We start from the raw sequence: 22,235 nt of genomic DNA, 5'->3' as shown, positions 1-22,235 counted from the left end.
GCAGGATGGAGGCTTAAGGCGCATAAATACTGGATTTCTCATTTTTGAAGTAGGACGACATTTTTCCATCTTTTCAGCAGTTTTTTCTGGCTAGAACACTAAAATAAAGTGCCAATTTCATAAAAAACACAATTCTCTGTGTAGCCTCTCGCGAAGCGGAATCCCGTGCTTTTTGTCCCCCTCCATTTTTTAGAAACGCTGACGGAGACATGCTTTAAGAATCTACGAAAGAGGCATTGAAGCAACTGGCGAAGTATCTTTTCAGTGACTTGCAGAAGCAGAGCAGGAAAGGAATACGAAAATGGATATTATTGTATTCCCTTCCTGCCCTGTAAGTGATTTTTAGAGCCTTCGAAGGAATTACATTCTATACAAATAAAGATTTTGACCTATTTCTAAAAAACACGAAATTCCTCAAAACTAAGCAATCAAAAGAAACAAATACTGAAAAAAGCTTTTCAGATTTATCACACCGTATAATTGCTTATAGTTTAGCGCCAGTACCTACAAAAATGCAATCTGCAAATCTTTGAACAATGCTGTTTCCTTTTTTAGACCCCGGAGCCAGTTAAAATCTTATTTAAATAGTGTAACATTCAATGTAAAAAACTATAGACTTAGAAAGATTATTTATATAAAATAAATGTTGGTAAAATAATTAACAAAATGTATATTTAAGTACATTTTGTCTATATTGGAATGTTTCATCGGTAGGTATGGTTAGACAAAGCTGTTTAGAAGATTATGTTAGTAAAAAGTTCGAAACCAGGATTTAGTGTAATTAAGAGATTTCTATAACAGAAAATCTAAATGAGAGCATATAATAAACAAACTATTGTTATGGATTTTCTTCATAAAGTGAAGATGCAAATTTGTTGTATTACAAAAGGGATTGGGGGTAATCTATGGAGGAAGTAAGAGATAGTTATGAAGTTATTTCAACTGAATTAGCAAAAGAACTTTACAGAAAAACAAATGATACACTTGTTGATTATGGGGAATTGGCTTTAGATTTAATTTTTAAAGATCAGATTGTATCTGATATACCAATAATTAAAACTTTAGCTAGTTTATGCAAAGTCGGATTAACAATACGTGAGAGGTTTTTTGCAAGAAAACTGTTAATATTTTTAAAAGAATATCAACAAGGTACAATAGACGATGAAAAAAAACAGAAATTTGAAGATTCTATGAGTAATTCAAAGTATAGGCAAAAAGTAGCTGATACATTAATGGTTCTCATTGATGCCTTTAGAGAAGAATCAAAGTCAGCTATATTGGCTAAATTATTCAAAAGATACATAGATGGAATTTATAATTGGGAAAAGTTTATTTACTTCTCAAATTGCTTAGATATTTTATTTCTTAATGATACAAATACTTTAAAACATTATTACCGTATTTATTCCGAACCTAGTTATTATATTTATGGAAATTCCGGATTGCATGAATATAAGAAAGATAAAGGTGCATTAAATAGATTAGAATATTTAGGTTTTTTGAAATCAAATATAACTCAATCAATTGATTTAAATAGAATAAGGATAGGTACAGCAACAAAGATAGAGTCTGAAATTGATATTACAGACGAAGGTAAGATATTCTTTGAAAGTTTGTGAATAGATTAGGAAAATAGCGATCGTTCGCTAAAGTATATTTATTGCAAAAATGTTAGCATATTCGATTTTGAATTTACTTACAAAGGAGAATAAAAATGTATTTTGAAAATGAGGAACTATTTAAACACTTAGTCCCCAATTATGGCATGAATTTATTTCTTGGTGCAGGTTTTTCAGTTTATGCTAGAAATTCGAACAATATTCCTTTACCCCTCGGAGATGACATTAATAAAGAATTAATTAAGATCTTCAATCTTACTACTGAAAGGGTAATGAATCTTAGTTTAACCTGTCAAAAAATAAAACGTGATAATAAAGATGCATTAAATTTGCATTTGCGTGAAACATATAAAGTAAAAGATTTTGATAAAGAATATTTAAAAATAAATCGCATGCCAATAAAAAATATATTTACAATAAATATTGATAATCTTGTAGAAAAAATATATGATCACATAGATTCAAAAACAGATATCTCTGATGTAAATATAAATGGGCATTATGAAAAAAATAATATTGTTAATCTTTACAAATTGCATGGCTCAGTTACATATCCTATTGAGATGGATCTATCATTTACTGAAAAGGAGTTACATGATTTATTCGTTAAAAACAAGATGCTTTTTGAAACAGTTAGTTACAAATTGTTAGCAGCTCCATGTATTTTTTGGGGTACTCGACTTTATGACAGTAATACAATGCAGCTGTTATGTAATGCAGAAACAATTCATAAGAATAAATTACCAAAATGGATTGTTGTATATCCTTCTAGAGATAATGATGAATTTGTTGAAGATTATAAAGATTTAGGCTTTAATATTATTCGTGCTGATACTAAAGAACTAATTAACTATATAAGTGAAATGCCTTTTGTAGATATTTCTGTTGATGATAGATATATTTTTAGAAAATATAGAGATACATTTCCAAATAATTTTGTATGTAATGAGTTGATAAGAAAGTCAGTTGTAAGACCTGTATCAGACTTTTTTTATGGTGCAGAGCCACATATATCAGATGTAGTATCTCAAAGCGTTATTCGTACCTCATATTTTAATCAAGTTGTTGAAGCTTTACTTAAAAACCGAATTACTCTTATAACTGGTATGCCTGGATGTGGAAAGTCTACTTTACTACTTCAGATAGCATTTGCAAAAGAAATAAGTGGTAGAAAATTTTGGTTTAATAATATGATTGAATCTGAAGCAGAAAGACTTGTAAAAATCTCAGAATCCGATCAATCAATAATAGTTTTTCTTGATAATCTTTATAATAATATTTCTTCATTTAAGATTTTGAAGGATTGCACAAGAATTAAAATAATTACTGCAGAAAGAGATATAAATTATGAATATGTAAAAAGATTTTTAGAAATTGCGCCTCAAAACATAGTTGATGTAAGTAACTTAAACATTACCGATATCCAAAGTATTTGCTTTTCCATGAATAGACCAAGCAATGATGCCATTACAATGATCAAAGATAACGAAAATATTTCATTACTCGAAATTGTTTTTTTCGTATATAAGAGTACAACAGTTAAAGAAAGAGTATCGGAATATATTTCTACACTTAGTCATTACAAAGAGGATAGTCTAAAAATTAATCTTTTGGAATTATATACATTAATAAATTATACAAGTTACTGCGGTGTTTCAGCATCAATGGATATGTTGATTTTTTACTTTTCTGAAGTTGTTGATAGTTACGAGGACATAGTGTACGCTTTAAAAAAGCTGAATAAAATTATAGTAGATGCCGAGTCAACTGATTACCAAGCAAATGATTCACAAGATTACTTTGCTATGAGAAGCAAACTATATGCACAGATATCTATGTTTAGGCTACCTTCTTCAATTTTAGGTAAAGTTTTAAACAACTTTTTAGAAAAGGTTAATCCCCGAATAGTAAACAGATACGATATTTTTAAAAAAAAGTCATATGATGCAGATATTACAAAACGTGCATTTGACCTAAATGAAGGTACTAGTTTTTATGAAAAGTTATTAAAAAACAATACTTCTCCTTATGTAAGGCATCAATATGCACTATTTTTACAAAGGAGTAACGATCTTGACAATGCTTGGATACAAATTGATAAGGCGTATACTGATAGTCGTAAGCAAATATTCACAATAGCTAATAGTCATGCTATAATTATGTTTGAAAAAAATATTTCAGTTATTCCTAACGACGAAAAACAAAAATCTACATTACAACAAATTTTGGATCGTACTTTTGAAACGCTAGAAGACTGCATAACAAGAGATATGAGAGTTAATTATCATGTATTAATTTATGCAAGACATTCAATAAAGTATTATGAAAAATTTGGTTATGATAATAGTAAAAGCTACTTAAGTAGAGCATTTACTCTTCTAAGTGATGTCCTAAATTCTGGAGAGTATATATCCAAAAGGCTATTCAACGAATTAAAATCATTAAATAAAGAGGTAAGTAATACAATCAAAATTAATGATTAATTATTATTATGGATTAGGAACAACTAAAAACTAAAAGTTATTATATGGGGGCTTAATAGTGACAACTGAAAGTTTAAAAAGAATTGAACAATGGCAACAGGAAATAGATGAAAATAGAAAAATACTTAAACATAATAAAAGAGTTTTGATTCTTCATAAATTATGTATGGGTTTTGTTGGAGTCAGTTTTCTCATTGCTTTTTATATTCCAGTATATTTTTTAATTATAAAAAGATATTTTGAGTTTTTTATTATTATCTGGGTTGTTTTTTGGTTTAAAAACTTTTATGAACTTACTCCTAATAACACTGGAGCAATAGGTAAATATATTCATCTAGATAAAAATGAAGCTATAATAGAGATAAATTCAGGAATTCAGAATATTAAGAAAAGAGAAAAATTTATCAAGATATTAAAAAATGGTGGAGAGTTGTCATCTGAAGATGAATTAGAGCTAAAATATAATGTAGTTTCAAGTCAGAATATTACAAAGTAGTTGTTATAGACAATTAGTTTTATTATGTGCAATAGACGCTGCTTATCGGCTCCAAGGGTCTAAAAAAGGAGATAGCATTGTTAAAAGATTGTGCAGATTGCATTTTTGTAGATACTGGCACTAAACTATAAGCAATTATACGGTGTGATAAATCTGAAAAGCTTTTTTCAGTATTTGTTTCTTTTGATTGCTTAGTTTTGAGGAATTTCGTGTTTTTTAGAAATAGGTCAAAATCTTTATTTGTATAGAATGTAATTCCTTCGAAGGCTCTAAAAATCACTTACAGGGCAGGAAGGGAATACAATAATATCCATTTTCGTATTCCTTTCCTGCTCTGCTTCTGCAAGTCACTGAAAAGATACTTCGCCAGTTGCTTCAATGCCTCTTTCGTAGATTCTTAAAGCATGTCTCCGTCAGCGTTTCTAAAAAATGGAGGGGGACAAAAAGCACGGGATTCCGCTTCGCGAGAGGCTACACAGAGAATTGTGTTTTTTATGAAATTGGCACTTTATTTTAGTGTTCTAGCCAGAAAAAACTGCTGAAAAGATGGAAAAATGTCGTCCTACTTCAAAAATGAGAAATCCAGTATTTATGCGCCTTAAGCCTCCATCCTGCCAAAGACGTATTCTTCCAGCTGTTGTCCTACTGTGCCGAAAGACACTGTATTTTGCATTTGCCGTGATGGGGCATATCCGTTATAGTAAATTGTTATGTTTTCACGTGTGACAACTATTGCTTGAATCAGATCAAAACGATCAAGCGGAAGATCATATATTTTGAATTGATTCTCTATCAGTAATTCAAGGTGTTGTTCATCCACCTTATGACGTTCGCAGCCTCCGTCCTTACCAGTGGAGTACTTCGAACAGATATATACTTTTTTATTGCGTTCCTTCTTGGCTCTGTATTTCCAATTGCAAAGCCCACAGTATACTTTGCCGGAAACAGAAGAGCCAAAAGACACCGAAAAGGATGGTAAGGAAAACTATAAACTGGCTCTTGGTTTTATAAAAAGTTTAACTGGAAAACTGAGCAAATCAAACATTGTTATTTCTAATGATGAGGAAAAAGAAAACCTTAAAACCCAGATTGCACAGTTAAGTAATGCAATAAATGATTTTATTAATAGGTACAATTTGAGTTAAAAAGTTCGACGCGTCGAACTTTTCTTTGTGAGCCATGCCCAAACTGGATTGTGGGGATTTTATGCAGATATTTCCACTTTCTGATTTAGGTGTAAGTGCTAAATGCTCAAAAATGTAATTTTTGGTGATAAGGGAAAAAAGGAAAGCTGGATTGAATTAAATCCAGCTATTATTTTGCTATTTTATTAGCATAGTGTATAATGTGTAATTTATCAACAGATTAGGTTCTTGAATGCGACAGTAAGGATTTTACTGTGCATCGAATTCAACATTAAACCTATCCACCTTGAATTCTACATATTTATCGTCCAGAAAACCGTAATCATACAAGAATTCCTTTTCTAAGTAAATATCTATGGTAGATTCTATTTTACTATTATCTATATCTAATATTCCTGAAATATAATATGCAAAAGTTTGATTTATGCACTTTATCTCTTTTACAGATTTTCCAACTTCTTTAATTTCCAACTCGCCATATATATCAGCTTCAAGGTTTATATGGTATTGTTTCCCTATTTCAAGCTGAATACTACTTCCGTATGGCATAAAACACCGAAGTTGTTGACCATCAATATTTATTATTATCTCTTCTTCTATCAGATTATCAAAACCTTCAATTGTAACTAAATACTTCAAGAAACATCCTCCTTTACTTTATTGGATTAATCGTTTTGTCAGTATTAGAACCATTTAATAGCTTCCATAAAGATTTGCCACTTTCAGTATGGTATGTGGTTATATCTCCACGGTTATTTGTTCCAACAAATTCAAATTTAGCTTCTCCTTTTTTACTATTGCCCATGAATTTTATATAGCCTGTTCTTTGTTCTGGAACTTTCATTCCCCATTTATCTGTAACGTTATATTCGTACTGTACCTTGTATCCATTATTCATTACATCTCTTGCACCTTGCAAATATTCATCTGCCGAACTATAGATTCCACCAAATTCATTTCCGTGTTTCTGGAAATGTCCCTCTAATAAATCTCTTGAACCGAAACTATTATTATTTTTTGTTACCCACTCAACATTCTTAGAACCATACGTTTGTTTAAAGTAATCATTCCACTCTGAACCACTTAATAGTTTTTGATTACCAATTCCCGCATTGGTCGTTTTAAGAGTATAGTTTTTATTCTTAAAATCTCTGTCAAGTCTTAACTTTCTTGGAATAACAGCTCTATTGTAAGCTTTATATTTTCCTGCTTCCAAATTATCAAATTTGCTTTTAGGATTAACAATTTGTATTCTGGATTGCGTTGAATAAACTCTATTATTATATGAAACAAGTGCACATCCTAATTCACCAGCAAATGTTTGACATCTTTGATTATGAAGCATACTAATCGTGCTTAACTCAAGATATTCACTATTAGCTAGCTCAGCGTATCCGTTTTCAGTAGCCTTTTCTCTCCAGAACTCCGTTCTAAAATTCTCTTGGGCTATAAAATACTCGAGGGCATCGAACTCATATCCAATGTCTTGCATTAGTGGTTTCATTATTTTTTCCAATTTGCTTATTGCATCCGAATCCATGAAATTATAATCTGTCTGTGATGCAAAATCATAATAAAGTGCAGTAAATCTATCCATTTCATCAGATGCTTTTATTTTTTCTTCCGAAAAGCCTTTACCAAACTTTAAATTTCCATATACAGAATCTTTTTTTGCATAATCCCATCTTGCAGATTCGGCAAAATAATTGGCATCAGCTTGAAACTGTATTCTTGCGTCAAGAGACTTAACATTATGCATTGCATAAAAATCCAATTGATTTGCAAGCTCAATTTTATGAAGTTCAGCTCTACCTTTCTTTCGTGAAATGGCTTCATCTAAATATTCATATTGACCATTTGACTTATACATATGGAATGATATCATTGCTTCCAAATGACCTGTTGGGTCGTAGTAGATCAACGGGTTGTTGGAGCAATAAGTGTACAAATTCAAACTCAACGGATCATCGGATGTGCCGCTGTATGTATCCTCCTGCAAGAACCTTGCAATTTTCGGGTCATACATTCTGGCATTGAGGTAGTAAAGCTTAGTTTCCTTGTCATACTGGTATCCGGCAAAAGTAATATTGTTGTTTACATCACCAGTTGTTCCATCTGGGTCAATATTTCCGAAAGCATCATAGTAGTAGGTAGCTGCAATTGTTCCATCAGGTTTTATCAATGCTGTTACATCAGCGTGACCGTTGTACATGTAGTAGTAGGATTGATCTATGTTGTTGTCATCTTTGGCAGTTCTCATCAACAGATTTGTACCATAAATATTTCTACCCGTCTGATTTCCAGCAGAATCTAACTCCAATACAACCTTATCGTATTCATACAGATATCTTGTCAAAGATCCGTCAGAATTCTTACTAACTCTATAACCTTCAGCGTTATAACCATACTGCATATTACCTGTATTAATCAACTGGTTAAATTCATCATACGCATAAGTTATAGAATTCGTTGTAGTTCCATTCTTTTCTGTTTTTGAACTTGTCATGTTTCCGTTAGCATCATAGACATAGCTTGTTACTTCATCTAACAATCCATTTAAATTAACGGTAACAGTTTCAAGCAAATTCACATCATAATTGTAATCGTAGATGTCTTCTTCAACTATTATATCATTTTGTTTGATAATTACGTTAGTCCTATTTCCATATTGATCATAAATATACTCAGTTAATTTTCCACCGTTTTCACTGACTTTTTTTAGACGGTTCAAGTTATCATAAGTATAAGACGTTGTCCCTTTTTTATCAACTTTTGACAATATATTGTGATTTTCATCATAAGTGTAATTATAACTTTCAATAATAATTCCAGCAGTATTTTTATTTACAAGTTCTTGCAGAAGTCCATCTTCAAAATACACATAATCTTCTCTGGCTCCACCGTCATAGATAACACTCTGCGCTGCTCCATTCTTATAATAAATATATTGTGCACTATTTTCAGCCCCAATATCACCGTTTTTAACAAACGCAAGTCTTCCAGCCGCATCATATACTTTTGTTGTGGCATTACCCTTCTGATCAATGGATGTTTCTGCTACAAAGCCATCACTTGTTATGAGATCATAAACATATATTACTTTCCCTTCAATATTTGAAACTGCCTTTGTCTTTACCCTTCCCAATTCGTCATATGTTCTTTTTACAGTCTCAGTGCCTGTTGATCTTGGGGATGTAATTTCTGATTGTAACTGATTACCAGCAGCATCATAAACAAAGGTTTTCTTCGTATAGCTTCGTTGTGTTTCTTGCCCGAGATCATTAACGGTAATTAGTGCAGCTTTCTCTTCTAAAACTGACCCTTGTGGATTGTATACGTATGTAGTTTTTATGTTTTTCCTATCCGTCTCCTCACTCAATTTTCCGTCTGCGAAATATTTGTAAGTAACAACGTTATTGGCTGTTCCAGGATATACTTTTTTCATAACAAGGTTTCTTGCATTGTAACAGAAGCTAGCTGATTGTGTTCCATTGAACTTCTGGTTCAGCATATTTCCATTCTTGTCATAAGCATACTCAGTAGTATTAGTTAGTGTGTACTCGTTTTCACCGTTTGCATTAACCCACTTATTTTCATAAGAACATACACTTGCAAGATTGTTCAGTTCATTATACTGGTATACTGTCATGTTACCTTTTCCATCTAGCGTATAGGCAACATTGCCGTTTGCATCATAGTACTGCTCAGTTATGTGGTATTCTCCTGATTTATATTTATCTGTTGTTTTTTTAACTTTGCCGTCCATATTGTACTCAAAGCACTTAACGTGATCTTCTCCGTCAAAGGATTCAACTTGAGCACTGTTTAAGTTATAGTTGATTTTTTCAATACCATTTCCAGCAGGATCAATCTTTCTTACAAGCCTTCCCATTCCATCATACTCATAGGAATTTACACTATAGGATATTGCTGTTGTATTATTTAGTGTGTCTTTTTCAGTTACTTTTGAAACTTCAGTTACAGTATTTCCATCCTTGTCATAATATTTTAAGGTTTCATGCGTTGATGAACGAGCAGTACTGTCAAGTCCTGTTATAGGGTCAACAACTGTAACGTTCTCTATAACGCTTCTTGTCAACCTTCCCAGTTCATCATATTCATTCTTTGTCACAACATTGTTTGCATCAATCTCATATCTAACGTTTCCATACAGGTCATATAAGTAGCTGGTTTTGGTTACAGTGTTATTCGTGCTGCTGTTTCCATAGATTTTTTCACTTAAAACCCGGCCAAAAAGATCGTACTCATATTCCTTTACGCTTCCAGTACTATCTTTTTGAAGTGTTACATTTCCGGCTGAATTATACTTATAACTTACAGTATTTGCTGAAATGGAAACCTCAGTTCCTGAATCCCCCGGATAAGTAACGCTCCTTTGTGCTGCAAAACCGTTATATTCATAAGTTGTCTGATTTCCATTCGCATCTACTGAAGATTTAAGGTTTCCAGCATAGTTATAATTCTCAGTCTTCAAAAGATATTCAGAGCTTGTAGGATCATCAATATTGTCTAAAATCATAACGTCAATTTTTCTGTTTACATCATCATATACATACCTTGTGTTGCTATAATTCAGATATAACACCTGCATAGGCGTGGAACTATTCTTAATACCTATAGTCTTGTTAAACCCATGAGCTGTAATTTCATTAATTACTCTTCCAAGACCATCATAAGTGTATTTCTGGTTATAGTTTCTTCCGTCAGTGCCATTAAATTCAGGATTCTTAACAGTTTGGACCTGATTTGCAAGGTTATATGTATACTCAATTCCATAGGCGCTATCAATCAAATCTCCAACAGCTACAGATTTTTTGCCGTTCACAGCACTATCATAAGCTTTTTCATAAGACTCGCCATCGACCTTCTTCAATACATTTCCGTTTTCATCGTATTTATATGCCTCTGTCACAATGAATCTTGTATTCTCATTAAAATCACTGATACTTTCATTATAATTCTTTATTTTGCCCCTGTAAGCTTTTGTTAATAACCTTCCCTGCTTATCGTACAAGTACTCTACCCTGTTTACTGTATCTTCAGAAAGTAGTCCTTCGCCATCGATATATCCAACATAATTATTAGGAGTTACTTCAGCAACTACCCTTCCTGCGGTATCATATTCATATGCTGTATATAAGTCCTGCTTAGTTACTGATTCTGTATTAGTAACTCTGTCAAATGTCTTAATGGTAACGTCTTTCTTGATGTTCTTTTCAAGTAGTCCACGGTTATTATAAATATTTTTCTCACTACTGAGTAACTTTGTTCCAATTTCTTGCAAAGCATAAACGTTTGATTCGGTTACTTTGCCCTCCCAATTATAGGTGGTAACAGTCTCAATACCAGTTGCCCAGCCGGAACCATCAGAGTCGGTAACATCTATATCAAATACTGATTGTTTTCCGACCCTCCCCTCGCTGTCATAAAAATAGTTCACTGTTTGCTTATTGGGGCTTGTTATTGTTCCAGCATTTCCTGCCTTATCAAATTCACTAAAGCTTGTTATAACAGCAAAATAGTTTTGATAATTTGTATAAGATCCATAAGCATAAGTTCCATCTTCATTCTTACCAAACAAACTGTTGTAAGGCACAATTTTTTCTTTTTGGTAATTAACGTCAATAGCATCAATACTTATAATCTTGTCTGTAGACAAACTGTTCTTTTGGCCGGTAACTATAATACTTATAGTATGTGTTCCCTGGCTTAATCCGGATACTTCATAGATTACCGATTGATAAATACTTGTTTTACTGTACGTATCCACACTAACAGGAATACCATTGTCGACAGTTATCACTGCAATTCCTTTATTAGAACCCTTAAATCCAATAATTCTTGCTTCTGTACCTTTAAAGGTGAACTGAAGATACGAACCTGTTGTAGTTGAATACAATACACTTCCACTGCTATAGCTTGTATTTGTGTTTACAGTCCATGTACCCTTTTTTAAAGCACTGCTTTCTTCCTGTCTATTAAGATAAATATCTTTATTAAGATCTATATTACTAATAAGTTTAGCTGCCTTCTCCGGTTTTCCATACATATTATAATCAAGATAAACATTTATACTCTGTTTTCCAGAGTCAAACGTTGTCTTTTCCTCAATAAGATTACCATCATCATCGTATCTGTACTCAACTACCTTTGCTGGTGAAGTCTTGCTTATAATCGCATCGTAATAATAACTGGAAATACTCTTTATTTTATCATTACCTAAATACGTATACTTTGTTGAAGAATACTTTTTAGGACTTGTACTTAATGAATATACTCCATTTGTTTCTTTTACTCCCACGAGATCACTGTAAGTAATATCGTAAATCTTCCTTCCGTTTTTATCATATATAGTTCTTAAATATGAATACATAACGGTACCGTTTTCATTTGTAACGGGAGTAAATACCTCATCATAAATTCTTAATATAGTGCTGCTTTCCACGTAGAATTTTTTGTAGGTATATAAAGTTTTATTACCTCTTGCATCTGTTACACTTTTAACCTTGCCATCTTTATAGTATGTTGTTTGAGTAGAAGTTCTATTACCTGAAACATCTTCAGGGTTTGTTACTTTTACGAGCCTTCCTGTGTTATCGTACAAATATTCTGTTTCTGCAAGCTCAGCTGAGTTAAGATGCTTCCTGACTGTTTTACTGGTTCCGTAATTTCCGTTTGCAATCTTAATTCCATCCTTGTAAAGATACTCTTCCAATAAAACTGCACCGGTATCAGCATTCTTCTTATAATACCTTGCTGTTATTCTGTTTAATGAATCATAGCTATAAACATAAACAGCTCCCGTTGGTTGTACTTCTTTTTCAAGGTTTCCTTCTGCATCATAATAATAGCTTGTCTTATATTCCGATACAGTACCCTCCTGATTAACTACTTTTGAGGTCTTTACTGAAACTCTTCCATATGGATCATAATCGTAAGTGTTTGTCGCATTTCCCACATAATCATTTTCACGGTCATTTGAAGCGTCATACATAAGGACGTTTATCTCTTTTTTTACTCTACCCTCGTAATCATATGTTGTCCTGTTTGTACTTGGGTTACTTCCATCTTTATCTTTTCTTATGACCTTCGTTAATTGGTCACTGTTATTATACTTATATTCAGTCTGATATCCTATTGGGCTCTTTGCTAAAGACACCCTAAAACAATTGTCATAATCATAAGTTGTCACTTTGCCTTCTCCGTCAGTTGATGACAAAAGTACGCCATCATCCCGATATTCAAATAAATTGGTGTTTTTTGCCGGGTAAGTTATTTTACTTAACAGACATCCCAAAATCTTGCTCGTTGATGCATCACTTTTATATTCATAAATAGTTACAGCAGCTTTGACAGGATCTATCGAAGTGCCTAGAAGAGTGTCCCTGTTATCCCTTTTATATACAACATTTTTCTCTATAGGCTTTATTAAATATTTCAATCTGCTTCTATTGTTTGTTTGATCGTACACCTCATAGTAATAATAAGTTTGCTGGCTATTTTCATCAACTTCATATTCCAAATCGCCATTTTCATAATAAACATAAGTCCTTGCAGTTCCATCCGGATTTTTAACGGATAACACGTTACCTTTTGCATCCATTTCGACATAAGAGGTATTTCCTGAAACCACACCGTTAATTTTTTCCTCGACTTCAATTGTCTCTGTTTTAGTTGGTAAATTTGTGCTTCTCAATGCTCTATACGCTTTGTGCTTATGATCGTTCAAAATACTGCTGATATCCGAATAAGTAAGATTTGTTATATCATATGTTGCTGTTGTATTATCAGCTACATATGTAACACTGTATTTATACTGTGTTTCTCTTCCCATATTGTCAATCTTTTTTATCGGTCTATCAGCAAAATTGACATTATATATTTCTTCAGAAGTATTTCCTTTTTTGTCAATCACCTTACGGGAAACTTCGCTCTTATCAGTTGAGTTTGGTGAATCCTCATCCCCAATTATATCTGTGTAAAGATAGTATGTAGGCCTTCCGGAGTTATCAAACTGTTTATATATCCTGCCTGTTCCATCGTAAATATTTGTGAGAAGTTTGACTTCTGTAGTTCCATTTATTTTAGCTATTGTTTTAAGCTTGTTGTTCTGCCCTGCAATCGTTTCATTTGATCCATAATAGTAATACTTGGTATTATTTCCGCTTAGATCTGTTACAATCTCAAGTTTTCCTGCTGCATTGTATGAATAGGAAACTTTTCTTCCGGCTTTATCTGCTACATTGTCCAGTTTTCCACTAGCATTGTAGTTCAGTGTAAAGGTTCTTCCTATTTCAACACTATCATCTTTAGGGTCACAGTCATAAATTTTCTTAAGCTTATCGCCTTCGTAATAGAATTTAATCCTGTTTCCATACCTGTCGCTAATGTATTTGAGTTTTCCACTTGTGTAATCGTATTGATATGTAGTCTTGTCCTTTGTTGTAAGGTAACAGATGTTGTCAACTTTAGTCAACTCATCATATATACCTGCAGGCGTATCATAACCACCATTGCTATTAGCCTCAAATATTATCTTACTTCCTGATCCATAAGTAACCTCAATACCCTTTACTTCTTTTAGATATCCTGAATATACCCATCCTATTACATCCTGCTGAGTTCTTACCCTGTACCATACTTTATTATTTACAGTTACCTGAGCTCCATCCCATGTAACACAACTGCCGCTTGCCAAGTGCTCGATAACCTCCCATTGCATCGGGTCAGTATACCTCAGATTTGCCAGGTTAGCAGGCTCTTTCCGTAAGTGTAATGTTGTTGCTTTAACCTTGTATGTCGAAATGTCTATAGCCTTTATGGATGACTCAAAATTAAAGATCCATCCGCTGCCAACAACTCTGCTATCTTTAGTTTCTGCATCATTCGAATTATAAGTTCTTGTTACATCAAGGTCAATTGCAGGACTCTCCAATTTGAAATCCTGATTTTGTGTAACATAATTACCAGTTATCTTGTTTACTCCATTTGTATCATACAGATGTGCGTTTCCTTTTAGTCCATTTAATGTGCCAAGAAATTTTAACCCTGGTATAACCTGTGTAAAGTATTCTTCAACTGTATTTAAAACTTTATCTCCGTCAGCTGCGCCTCCAACAATGAACAATCTGTTATATGCAACAGCAGATCCAAATGCACTCCTTCTTGTACCAAGTGCTTGCATTTGTTTAATTTCATTAGTTTCAGGATTAAATTCCTCAACTGTAGATAATGCTTTTCCATTTGTTCCACCAAACACGTAGATCTTTCCGCTCATTGTCTGTGCACCAAGATCTTTTCTGGCAGTTGTCATTTTTGATGTTATTTGAGTCCATGTATTTGTTGTTGGATCGTATTCTTCAATAGATGACAGGTATTCTGTTCCGTTATACCCTCCAAACACGTAGATTTTACCGCCATAGGTTGCTATTCCAGCTCCTGTTCTTGGACTCATCCAATATGTATCACTGTTCTTTACCTTTGTAGTCCATGTGTTTGATGCTATATTGTAAACTTCAACAGTGTCGAGGTAGCCTTCATTGTTACACCCGCCAATTACATAGATGTTTCCGTCAATTAATACCGCTTTTGCTCCTCTTCTTGCTGTCGGCATTTCTAAAGGCTTGGATGCAGGATCGCGTTTTACAAATTGGCCTACTGAAGGATTATATACCTCTACTGTATTTAAATAGTTTGTTCCGTCAAAACCTCCGATTATGTATATCTCACTGTCTGTTGCAGCTACTGCCATATCGCTTTTTGGCGATAGCATGTAATCAGCTGAATTAGTCCATTTATTTGTCAGATAATCATATTCGGAAACTGTGTTTAAGTACACATTTTCGCCTGTACATCCACCAAACGCATACAACTTTGCATTAACTTCAGCCATCGCCAGTTCTTTTCTTGCTGGCTCTAGTTCAGGCAGCGAAGTTGTTGTTCCAGGTAATGGGTTAGAACTTGCAAACGCTTCTTCGAGTTGGTTCCACACGGGCTGGACGTTGAATTTATAACCATGTTCTAATGGTTTGGTTATACCAAGGATATTGAATGTAGATCTATTTATATCATTATACGCATAATCTCCTAAGTAAACTTCCTGTAATGTATCTCCACTTAATATTACCTTATGTGTTCCACTTGCTTTGAAATTACCAAGATAGCCACCAAATACAGTTTGTGTAAAGTTTCCTTTTACCTCTAGTACTCCTGCTGTTAAATAGTCTGCATGACTATAATATGCCTTTGTTGTAAAATTTCCATTAACTTTTATGTAATCACTCTCGTTTGTCATCTTTAGGTACGCATAGCAATAATTATTCCCATCAGCGATTATATAGTCGCCCTCTACCTCCAACCTTCCTCCGTTTATGTTCATTGTTCCGCCTGTTTGTGAAAGATTGCCTTTTACTGTTAGCTTATATCCATTCAAATCTATTGTATACCCTGATAATATCAAATCTCCATTTATTACTTCATCACATGTTAACGCCCATTCACAATATGCTATTTTTAGTGAAGTTACTTTACACCCATTCGTTCTTAAATCTTTTACCGAAAGTATACTTGTAAACTTTACCTCTTTGCCATCAGCATTTTTTAGTTCAAGTATATTGAATGTAGATCTATTTATATCATTATACGCATAATCTCCTAAGTAAACTTCCTGTAATGTATCTCCACTTAATATTACCTTATGTGTTCCACTTGCTTTGAAGTTACCAAGATAGCCACCAAATACAGTTTCTGTAAAGTTTCCTTTTACCTCTAGTACTCCTGCTGTTAAATAGTCTGCATGACTATAATATGCCTTTGTTGTAAAATTTCCATTAACTTTTATGTAATCACTCTCGTTTGTCATCTTTAGATACGCATAGCAATAATTATTCCCATTAGCGATTATATAGTCGCCCTCTACCTCCATCCTTCCTCCGTTTATGTTCATTGTTCCGCCTGTTTGTGAAAGATTGCCTTTTACTGTTAGCTTATATCCATTCAAATCTATTGTATACCCTGATAATATCAAATCTCCATTTATTACTTCATCACATGTTAACGCCCATTCACAATATGCTATTTTTAGTGAAGTTACTTTACACCCATTCGTTCTTAAATCTTTTACCGAAAGTATACTTGTAAACTTTACCTCTTTGCCATCAGCATTTTTTAGTTCAAGTATATTGAATGTAGATCTATTTATATCATTATACGCATAATCTCCCAAGCAAACTTCCTGTAATTTATCTCCACTTAATATTACCTTATGTGTTCCACTTGCTTTGAAATTACCAAGATAGCCATATCTATCTTGTGTAAAATTCCCCTTTACCTCTAGTACTCCTGCTGTTAAATAGTCTGTATGGTTGTTATATGCTTTTATTTTAAAGTTTCCATTTACTTTTATATAATCACTTTCGTTTGTCATCTTTAGGTATGCATAGCATTCATATTCTCTATCAATTATATAGTTGCCCTCTACCTCCAACCTTCCTCCATTTATATTCATTGTTCCACCTGTTTGAGATAGGTTTCCTTTTACTGTTAGCTTATATCCATTTAAATCTATTGTATTTCCTGATAATATCAAATCTCCATTTATTACTTCATCACATGTTAACACCCATTCACAATATGCTATTTTTAGTGAAGTTACTTTACACCCATTCGTTCTTAAATCTTTTACCGAAAGTATACTTGTAAACTTTACCTCTTTGTCCTCCGCATTTTTTAGTTCAAGTATATTGAAGGTGGACCTATTTGTTTCATCATACGCATAATCGCCCAAGTAAACTTCCTGTAATATATCTCCACTTAATATCACCTTATGCGTTCCACTTGCTTTGAAGTTACCTGTATACCCATATCTATCTTGTGTAAAATTCCCCTTTACCTCTAGTACTCCTGCTGTTAAATAGTCTGCATGGTCGTTATATGCTTTTATTTTAAAGTTTCCATTTACTTTTATATAATCACTTTCGTTTGTCATCTTTAGGTACGCATAGCATTCATATGCTTTATCAATTATATAGTTGCCCTCTACCTCCAACCTTCCTCCATTTATATTCATTGTTCCGCCTGTTTGTGAAAGATTGCCTTTTACTGTTAGCTTATATGCATTTAAATCTATTGTATTTCCTGATAATATCAAATCTCCATTTATTACTTCATCACATGTTAACGCCCATTCACAATATGCTATTCTTAGTGAAGTTACTTTACACCCATTCGTTCTTAAATCTTTTACCGAAAGTATACTTGTAAACTTTACCTCTTTGTCCTCCGCATTTTTTAGTTCAAGTATATTGAAGGTGGACCTATTTATATCATTATACGCATAATCTCCTAAGTAAACTTCCTGTAATGTATCTCCACTTAATATTACCTTATGTGTTCCACTTGCTTTGAAATTACCAAGATAGCCATATCTATCTTGTGTAAAATTCCCCTTTACCTCTAGTACTCCTGCTGTTAAATAGTCTGCATGGTCGTTATATGCTTTTATTTTAAAGTTTCCATTTACTTTTATATAATCACTTTCGTTTGTCATCTTTAGGTACGCATGACATTCATATTCTCTATCAATTATATAGTTGCCCTCTACCTCCAACCTTCCACCGTTTATATTCATTGTTCCGCCTGTTTGTGAAAGATTGCCTTTTACTGTTAGCTTGTATGCATTTAAATCTATTGTATTTCCTGATAATATCAAATCTCCATTTATTACTTCATCACATGTTAACGCCCATTCACAATATGCTATTTTTAGTGAAGTTACTTTACACCCATTCGTTCTTAAATCTTTTACCGAAAGTATACTTGTAAACTTTACCTCTTTGCCATCAGCATTTTTTAGTTCAAGTATATTGAATGTAGATCTATTTATATCATTATACGCATAATCTCCTAAGTAAACTTCCTGTAATGTATCTCCACTTAATATTACCTTATGTGTTCCACTTGCTTTGAAATTACCAAGATAGCCATATCTATCTTGTGTAAAATTCCCCTTTACCTCTAGTACTCCTGCTGTTAAATAGTCTGCATGGTCGTTATATGCTTTTATTTTAAAGTTTCCATTTACTTTTATATAATCACTTTCGTTTGTCATCTTTAGGTACGCATGACATTCATATTCTCTATCAATTATATAGTTGCCCTCTACCTCCAACCTTCCTCCATTTATATTCATTGTTCCGCCTGTCTGCGAAAGGTTTCCTGTTACTATTAGCTTATATCCATTTAAATTTAATGTACCTCCTGCGAGGCACAAATTACCAAGTGTTAGATTTCCTGTTAAAACAGTATCACTGCTAATATATGTATCACCTGTACGCACTACTATTATACTTTCTGCAGAAACATTCCCAGTTTCATCGAATGCTCTTACAGCATATGTATAGGACTTAGATCCAGTAAGACCTGAATCAGTAAAACTATTTGCTGTAGAACCTGATACTGTTCCAACTTTTATTCCATCGCGATATATATCATATCCTGTAACAGCCACATCATCAGATGAATAATCCCATTCAATCGTTACAGCGGTTGCAGCAATACTTGATAACACTAAATTGCTTGGACTTGTGGGTGCCTGTGTATCTGGAAGTGTAGTAACTGTGATCATTTCCGACCATGTACAAGTTATACTATTATTTGTAGCTGCTACTTTATAATTATGTTGTGTGTTTGGAGTTAAATTACTATGTACATATGTTGTTGCATTTCCTACATCTGCTTTTACACCATCTACCTCAATAGAATACCCTGTTGCCCCGGTAATAGATTCCCAATTCAAAGTAACAGAGGAACTTGTCGCTGTATAGGTAACTGTTGGTGCTGTTATTGGTGTCGGTAATGCCGTTGGTGATGCTGTTGGCGATGCTGTTGGTACTGTTGTAGGTGTTGCTGTTGATGTTGCAGTTGACGTTAACGTCGATGTTGATGTTGGCATTTCATTAGAAACAATAAATGTTCTAGTTGATAAAGAAGTTTTCACACCAGTATTACCTGTTTCAAGTATTACTATAGTATGACTCCCATTTACTAATAAATTGGTATTAAGACTATAATTATACCCGGAATTACTATTACTATATTGCGGATACACATTATACACATCTGGTCTCCCACCACCATATGTAGCCTGACCTAATACTGAACCGTCTATAATCACTTCTATCTTCGATACTCCAACTCCATCTAAAAACCATCCTCTGACATTAAAATCACCACTAACTGTCTGGTTACTTTTTGGATAATCCAAATAGCCTCTTGGAATTAATGCTGTATTAGTTGCTGTTGGTGATACAATTGGTGTTGGTGTTGCAGTTGCTGTTGATACTGTTGTTGGTGTTACTGTTGGTACTGCCGTTGGTGCTGTTGTTGGTACTATCGTTGGTGCTGTTGTTGGTACTGTCGTTGGTGCTGTTGTTGGTACTGTCGTTGGTGCTGTTGTTGGTACTGTCGTTGGTGCTGTCGTTGGTGCCGTTGTTGGTACTATCGTTGGTGCTGTTGTTGGTACTGTCGTTGGTGCTGTTGTTGGTACTGTCGTTGGTGCTGTTGTTGGTACTGTCGTTGGCACTGCCGTTGGTTCTGTCGTTTGGGCTGATATTCCAGAATTTAATAACAATTTGCTTTGTGAGCTAATATTAGTGGAATTTTCAGTAATATTTCCATTCTCTGCAGCCTCAACCTTTCCTACTCCCATTGTCTCAAACACAGTTGAAGTCAAAATTTGGGCAGCAAATACAGCTGAAATGATTAAAGAAATCACTCTTGTCTTTTTTAACATTTACTTTTCTCCCCCTTGTATAATGTAAATCGAATATTTTTTAGCAACTAAACTAAAAGAATAATAATTAAAACTGAAACCACTTCTTAAATTTCTGATATTAACACACTTCCCCATAAAAAATATCAAAGCATATTCACTTTGATTGGAAATAAGTATTTACAAATGATAAAAGTACCTGGAAAAATCCTAATCAGGTACTTACCTTTTATCTATTAATTATATGAAGTTTAAGACTACAAATGATTTTACTATAATTAAAACACAAAAGGCAATTTATTGAGATTTATTTCCATAATGTTATGCATTATATCACTTTTTAAAGACACGTGTAAACAAAAAACAACAATTTTCCTGTTACAAAACTTCTGAATTTGCAATTTATACTACAGAATAATACAAAAATAACACCTTGACTAATTCTGGTATTTGCATTAGCATTAATAGGTTTCAACGAATCTTGTAGGTGGGTTTTGATATTTTGTTTTATTCTTCATCATCGAGAAGTACAATGTTGTCCTACTGATGCTGAGAGAAATTTCCCATTTTGAAAGTATTATTGATTTTCCATTTAGAAATTATTACAATTGGATTATGTAGTAATGAAATGGAAGTGTGATTTTGTAGTATGATTAGTTTTAAAGCTATTATTCTCTTTTTTCGGGATTGGTTTCAATTCTTTTTGTGGATGTTTAGATCAAAGCTTTTGTCTGACATAAACAAAGACCTTGAAATTGTAGCCCTTCGAAGCCAGTTGTCAATAGTTCAACGTCAAATACTTGACCACAAAATTCCCAAACCTCACTTAACACCTGCATTCCGTCAATTATGGATTTTGCTGTCCAAGTTTGTTCCGGGCTGGAAATCTTCAATATTTCTAGTTAAGCCTGAAACGGTAATCAGTTGGCATAAAAAAGCCTTTAAATTTTATTGGATTCTAAAATCTAAAAAGCCCGGCAGACCTAAAATATCCCGGCAAACAATTGCTCTTATAAAAACGCATTCACAAAGAAAATCCTTTGCTGTCTCCTGAAAAGATATATGAGCGTTTAATTGACCTCGCTGTAATAGATGCCCCCTCACCAAATACAATTTCAAAGTACATTCCCAAAATTCGAAAGTCCCCAAGTGAAAAACAGAAACAGTCTTGGACGACTTTTCTAAAAAATCACCGTAAAGAAATATGGGCTATGGACTTTTTTACAGTTCCCACTCTCTATTTTAAAGTACTGTACGTCTTCATCCTAATTAGTTATGACCGCAGGAAAATTGAACACTTTGCAGTTACAACAAATCCTTCTTCTGCATGGGTTGCTCAACAGATCAGAGAAACAACCCCTTTTGGATCAACACCAAAAATACCTGATTCATGACAACGACAGTATATTTACCAGTCGTGAATTACAAAACTTCCTAGCTAATACAAATATCAAATCAAAGAAAACAGGTTTCAAATGTCCTTGGCAAAATGGTACATGTGAAAGAACCATCGGTATTTTAAGGCAGGAATTACTTAATCATATAATACCTATAAATGAAAAGCATCTTAAGTAAGTGCTTCAAAACATACCGTAGTGTAATTAACAACTACTTCTGTTATGCTTTCTGATATAAAACTCATGAAGTCAGGAGGCATTTTAAAATGGCACAAAGAAAATCCGAGACAATATGGAAGCAGAC

The 22,235-nt window shown here is 33.4% G+C and carries 9 protein-coding genes and 1 pseudogene; 6 read left to right on the top strand and 4 right to left on the bottom strand.

Annotated elements, in window-relative coordinates:
* Positions 1–905: 905 nt before the first annotated feature.
* The 3 genes from ACECE_RS0212085 (at position 906) to ACECE_RS0212075 (ending at position 4,598) form a co-directional block, all read left to right on the top strand.
* Positions 906–1,619, top strand: coding sequence for a hypothetical protein (locus ACECE_RS0212085; RefSeq protein ID WP_010247319.1), 714 nt, complete (start codon positions 906–908; stop codon positions 1,617–1,619).
* Between the two features lie 95 nt (positions 1,620–1,714).
* Positions 1,715–4,102, top strand: a complete 2,388-nt coding sequence (locus ACECE_RS0212080; RefSeq protein ID WP_010247316.1) for an SIR2 family protein — start codon at positions 1,715–1,717, stop codon at positions 4,100–4,102.
* A gap of 58 nt (positions 4,103–4,160) precedes the next feature.
* The gene (locus ACECE_RS0212075) at positions 4,161–4,598 is read left to right on the top strand and encodes a hypothetical protein (RefSeq protein ID WP_010247313.1); all 438 of its coding nucleotides are present in this window, start codon (positions 4,161–4,163) and stop codon (positions 4,596–4,598) included.
* Positions 4,599–5,196: 598 nt separating this feature from the next.
* Here the strand turns inward: ACECE_RS0212075 and ACECE_RS31745 are convergent.
* Both ACECE_RS31745 and ACECE_RS32320 read right to left on the bottom strand, forming a co-directional pair.
* Positions 5,197–5,418, bottom strand: a complete 222-nt coding sequence (locus ACECE_RS31745) for a hypothetical protein (protein ID WP_010247310.1) — start codon at positions 5,416–5,418, stop codon at positions 5,197–5,199.
* A gap of 18 nt (positions 5,419–5,436) precedes the next feature.
* Positions 5,437–5,562 (bottom strand): annotated as a pseudogene (locus tag ACECE_RS32320) (hypothetical protein); the annotation flags it as partial.
* On the opposite strand from ACECE_RS32320, the gene ACECE_RS0212065 reads away from it, so the two are divergent.
* On the top strand, positions 5,534–5,743 hold the full coding sequence (locus ACECE_RS0212065) for a hypothetical protein (protein ID WP_083878592.1): 210 nt from the start codon (positions 5,534–5,536) through the stop codon (positions 5,741–5,743). The pseudogene ACECE_RS32320 and the gene ACECE_RS0212065 sit on opposite strands and share 29 nt — an antisense overlap.
* Positions 5,744–5,992: 249 nt before the next feature.
* Here ACECE_RS0212065 and ACECE_RS29360 read toward each other — a convergent pair whose 3' ends face one another.
* Positions 5,993–6,382, bottom strand: a complete 390-nt coding sequence (locus ACECE_RS29360) for a hypothetical protein (protein WP_010247301.1) — start codon at positions 6,380–6,382, stop codon at positions 5,993–5,995.
* A 13-nt stretch (positions 6,383–6,395) separates the two neighbouring features.
* The gene (locus ACECE_RS31125) at positions 6,396–20,555 is read right to left on the bottom strand and encodes a Kelch repeat-containing protein (RefSeq protein ID WP_010247298.1); all 14,160 of its coding nucleotides are present in this window, start codon (positions 20,553–20,555) and stop codon (positions 6,396–6,398) included.
* Positions 20,556–21,243: 688 nt separating this feature from the next.
* Between ACECE_RS31125 and ACECE_RS32620 the strand changes: the two genes are divergently transcribed.
* Together ACECE_RS32620 and ACECE_RS32615 are read left to right on the top strand one after the other, a co-directional pair.
* The gene (locus tag ACECE_RS32620) at positions 21,244–21,588 is read left to right on the top strand and encodes a hypothetical protein (RefSeq protein ID WP_456049016.1); all 345 of its coding nucleotides are present in this window, start codon (positions 21,244–21,246) and stop codon (positions 21,586–21,588) included.
* Positions 21,589–21,896: 308 nt separating this feature from the next.
* Positions 21,897–22,109, top strand: coding sequence for a hypothetical protein (locus ACECE_RS32615; protein WP_456049015.1), 213 nt, complete (start codon positions 21,897–21,899; stop codon positions 22,107–22,109).
* The last annotated feature ends 126 nt before the right edge of the window (positions 22,110–22,235 follow it).

This window comes from Acetivibrio cellulolyticus CD2 (assembly GCF_000179595.2).
GTDB classification, from domain to species: Bacteria; Bacillota; Clostridia; order Acetivibrionales; family Acetivibrionaceae; genus Acetivibrio; species Acetivibrio cellulolyticus.
The sequence above is the reverse complement of the archived record's forward strand: the minus strand, read 5'-3'. Positions and strand labels throughout refer to the sequence as shown.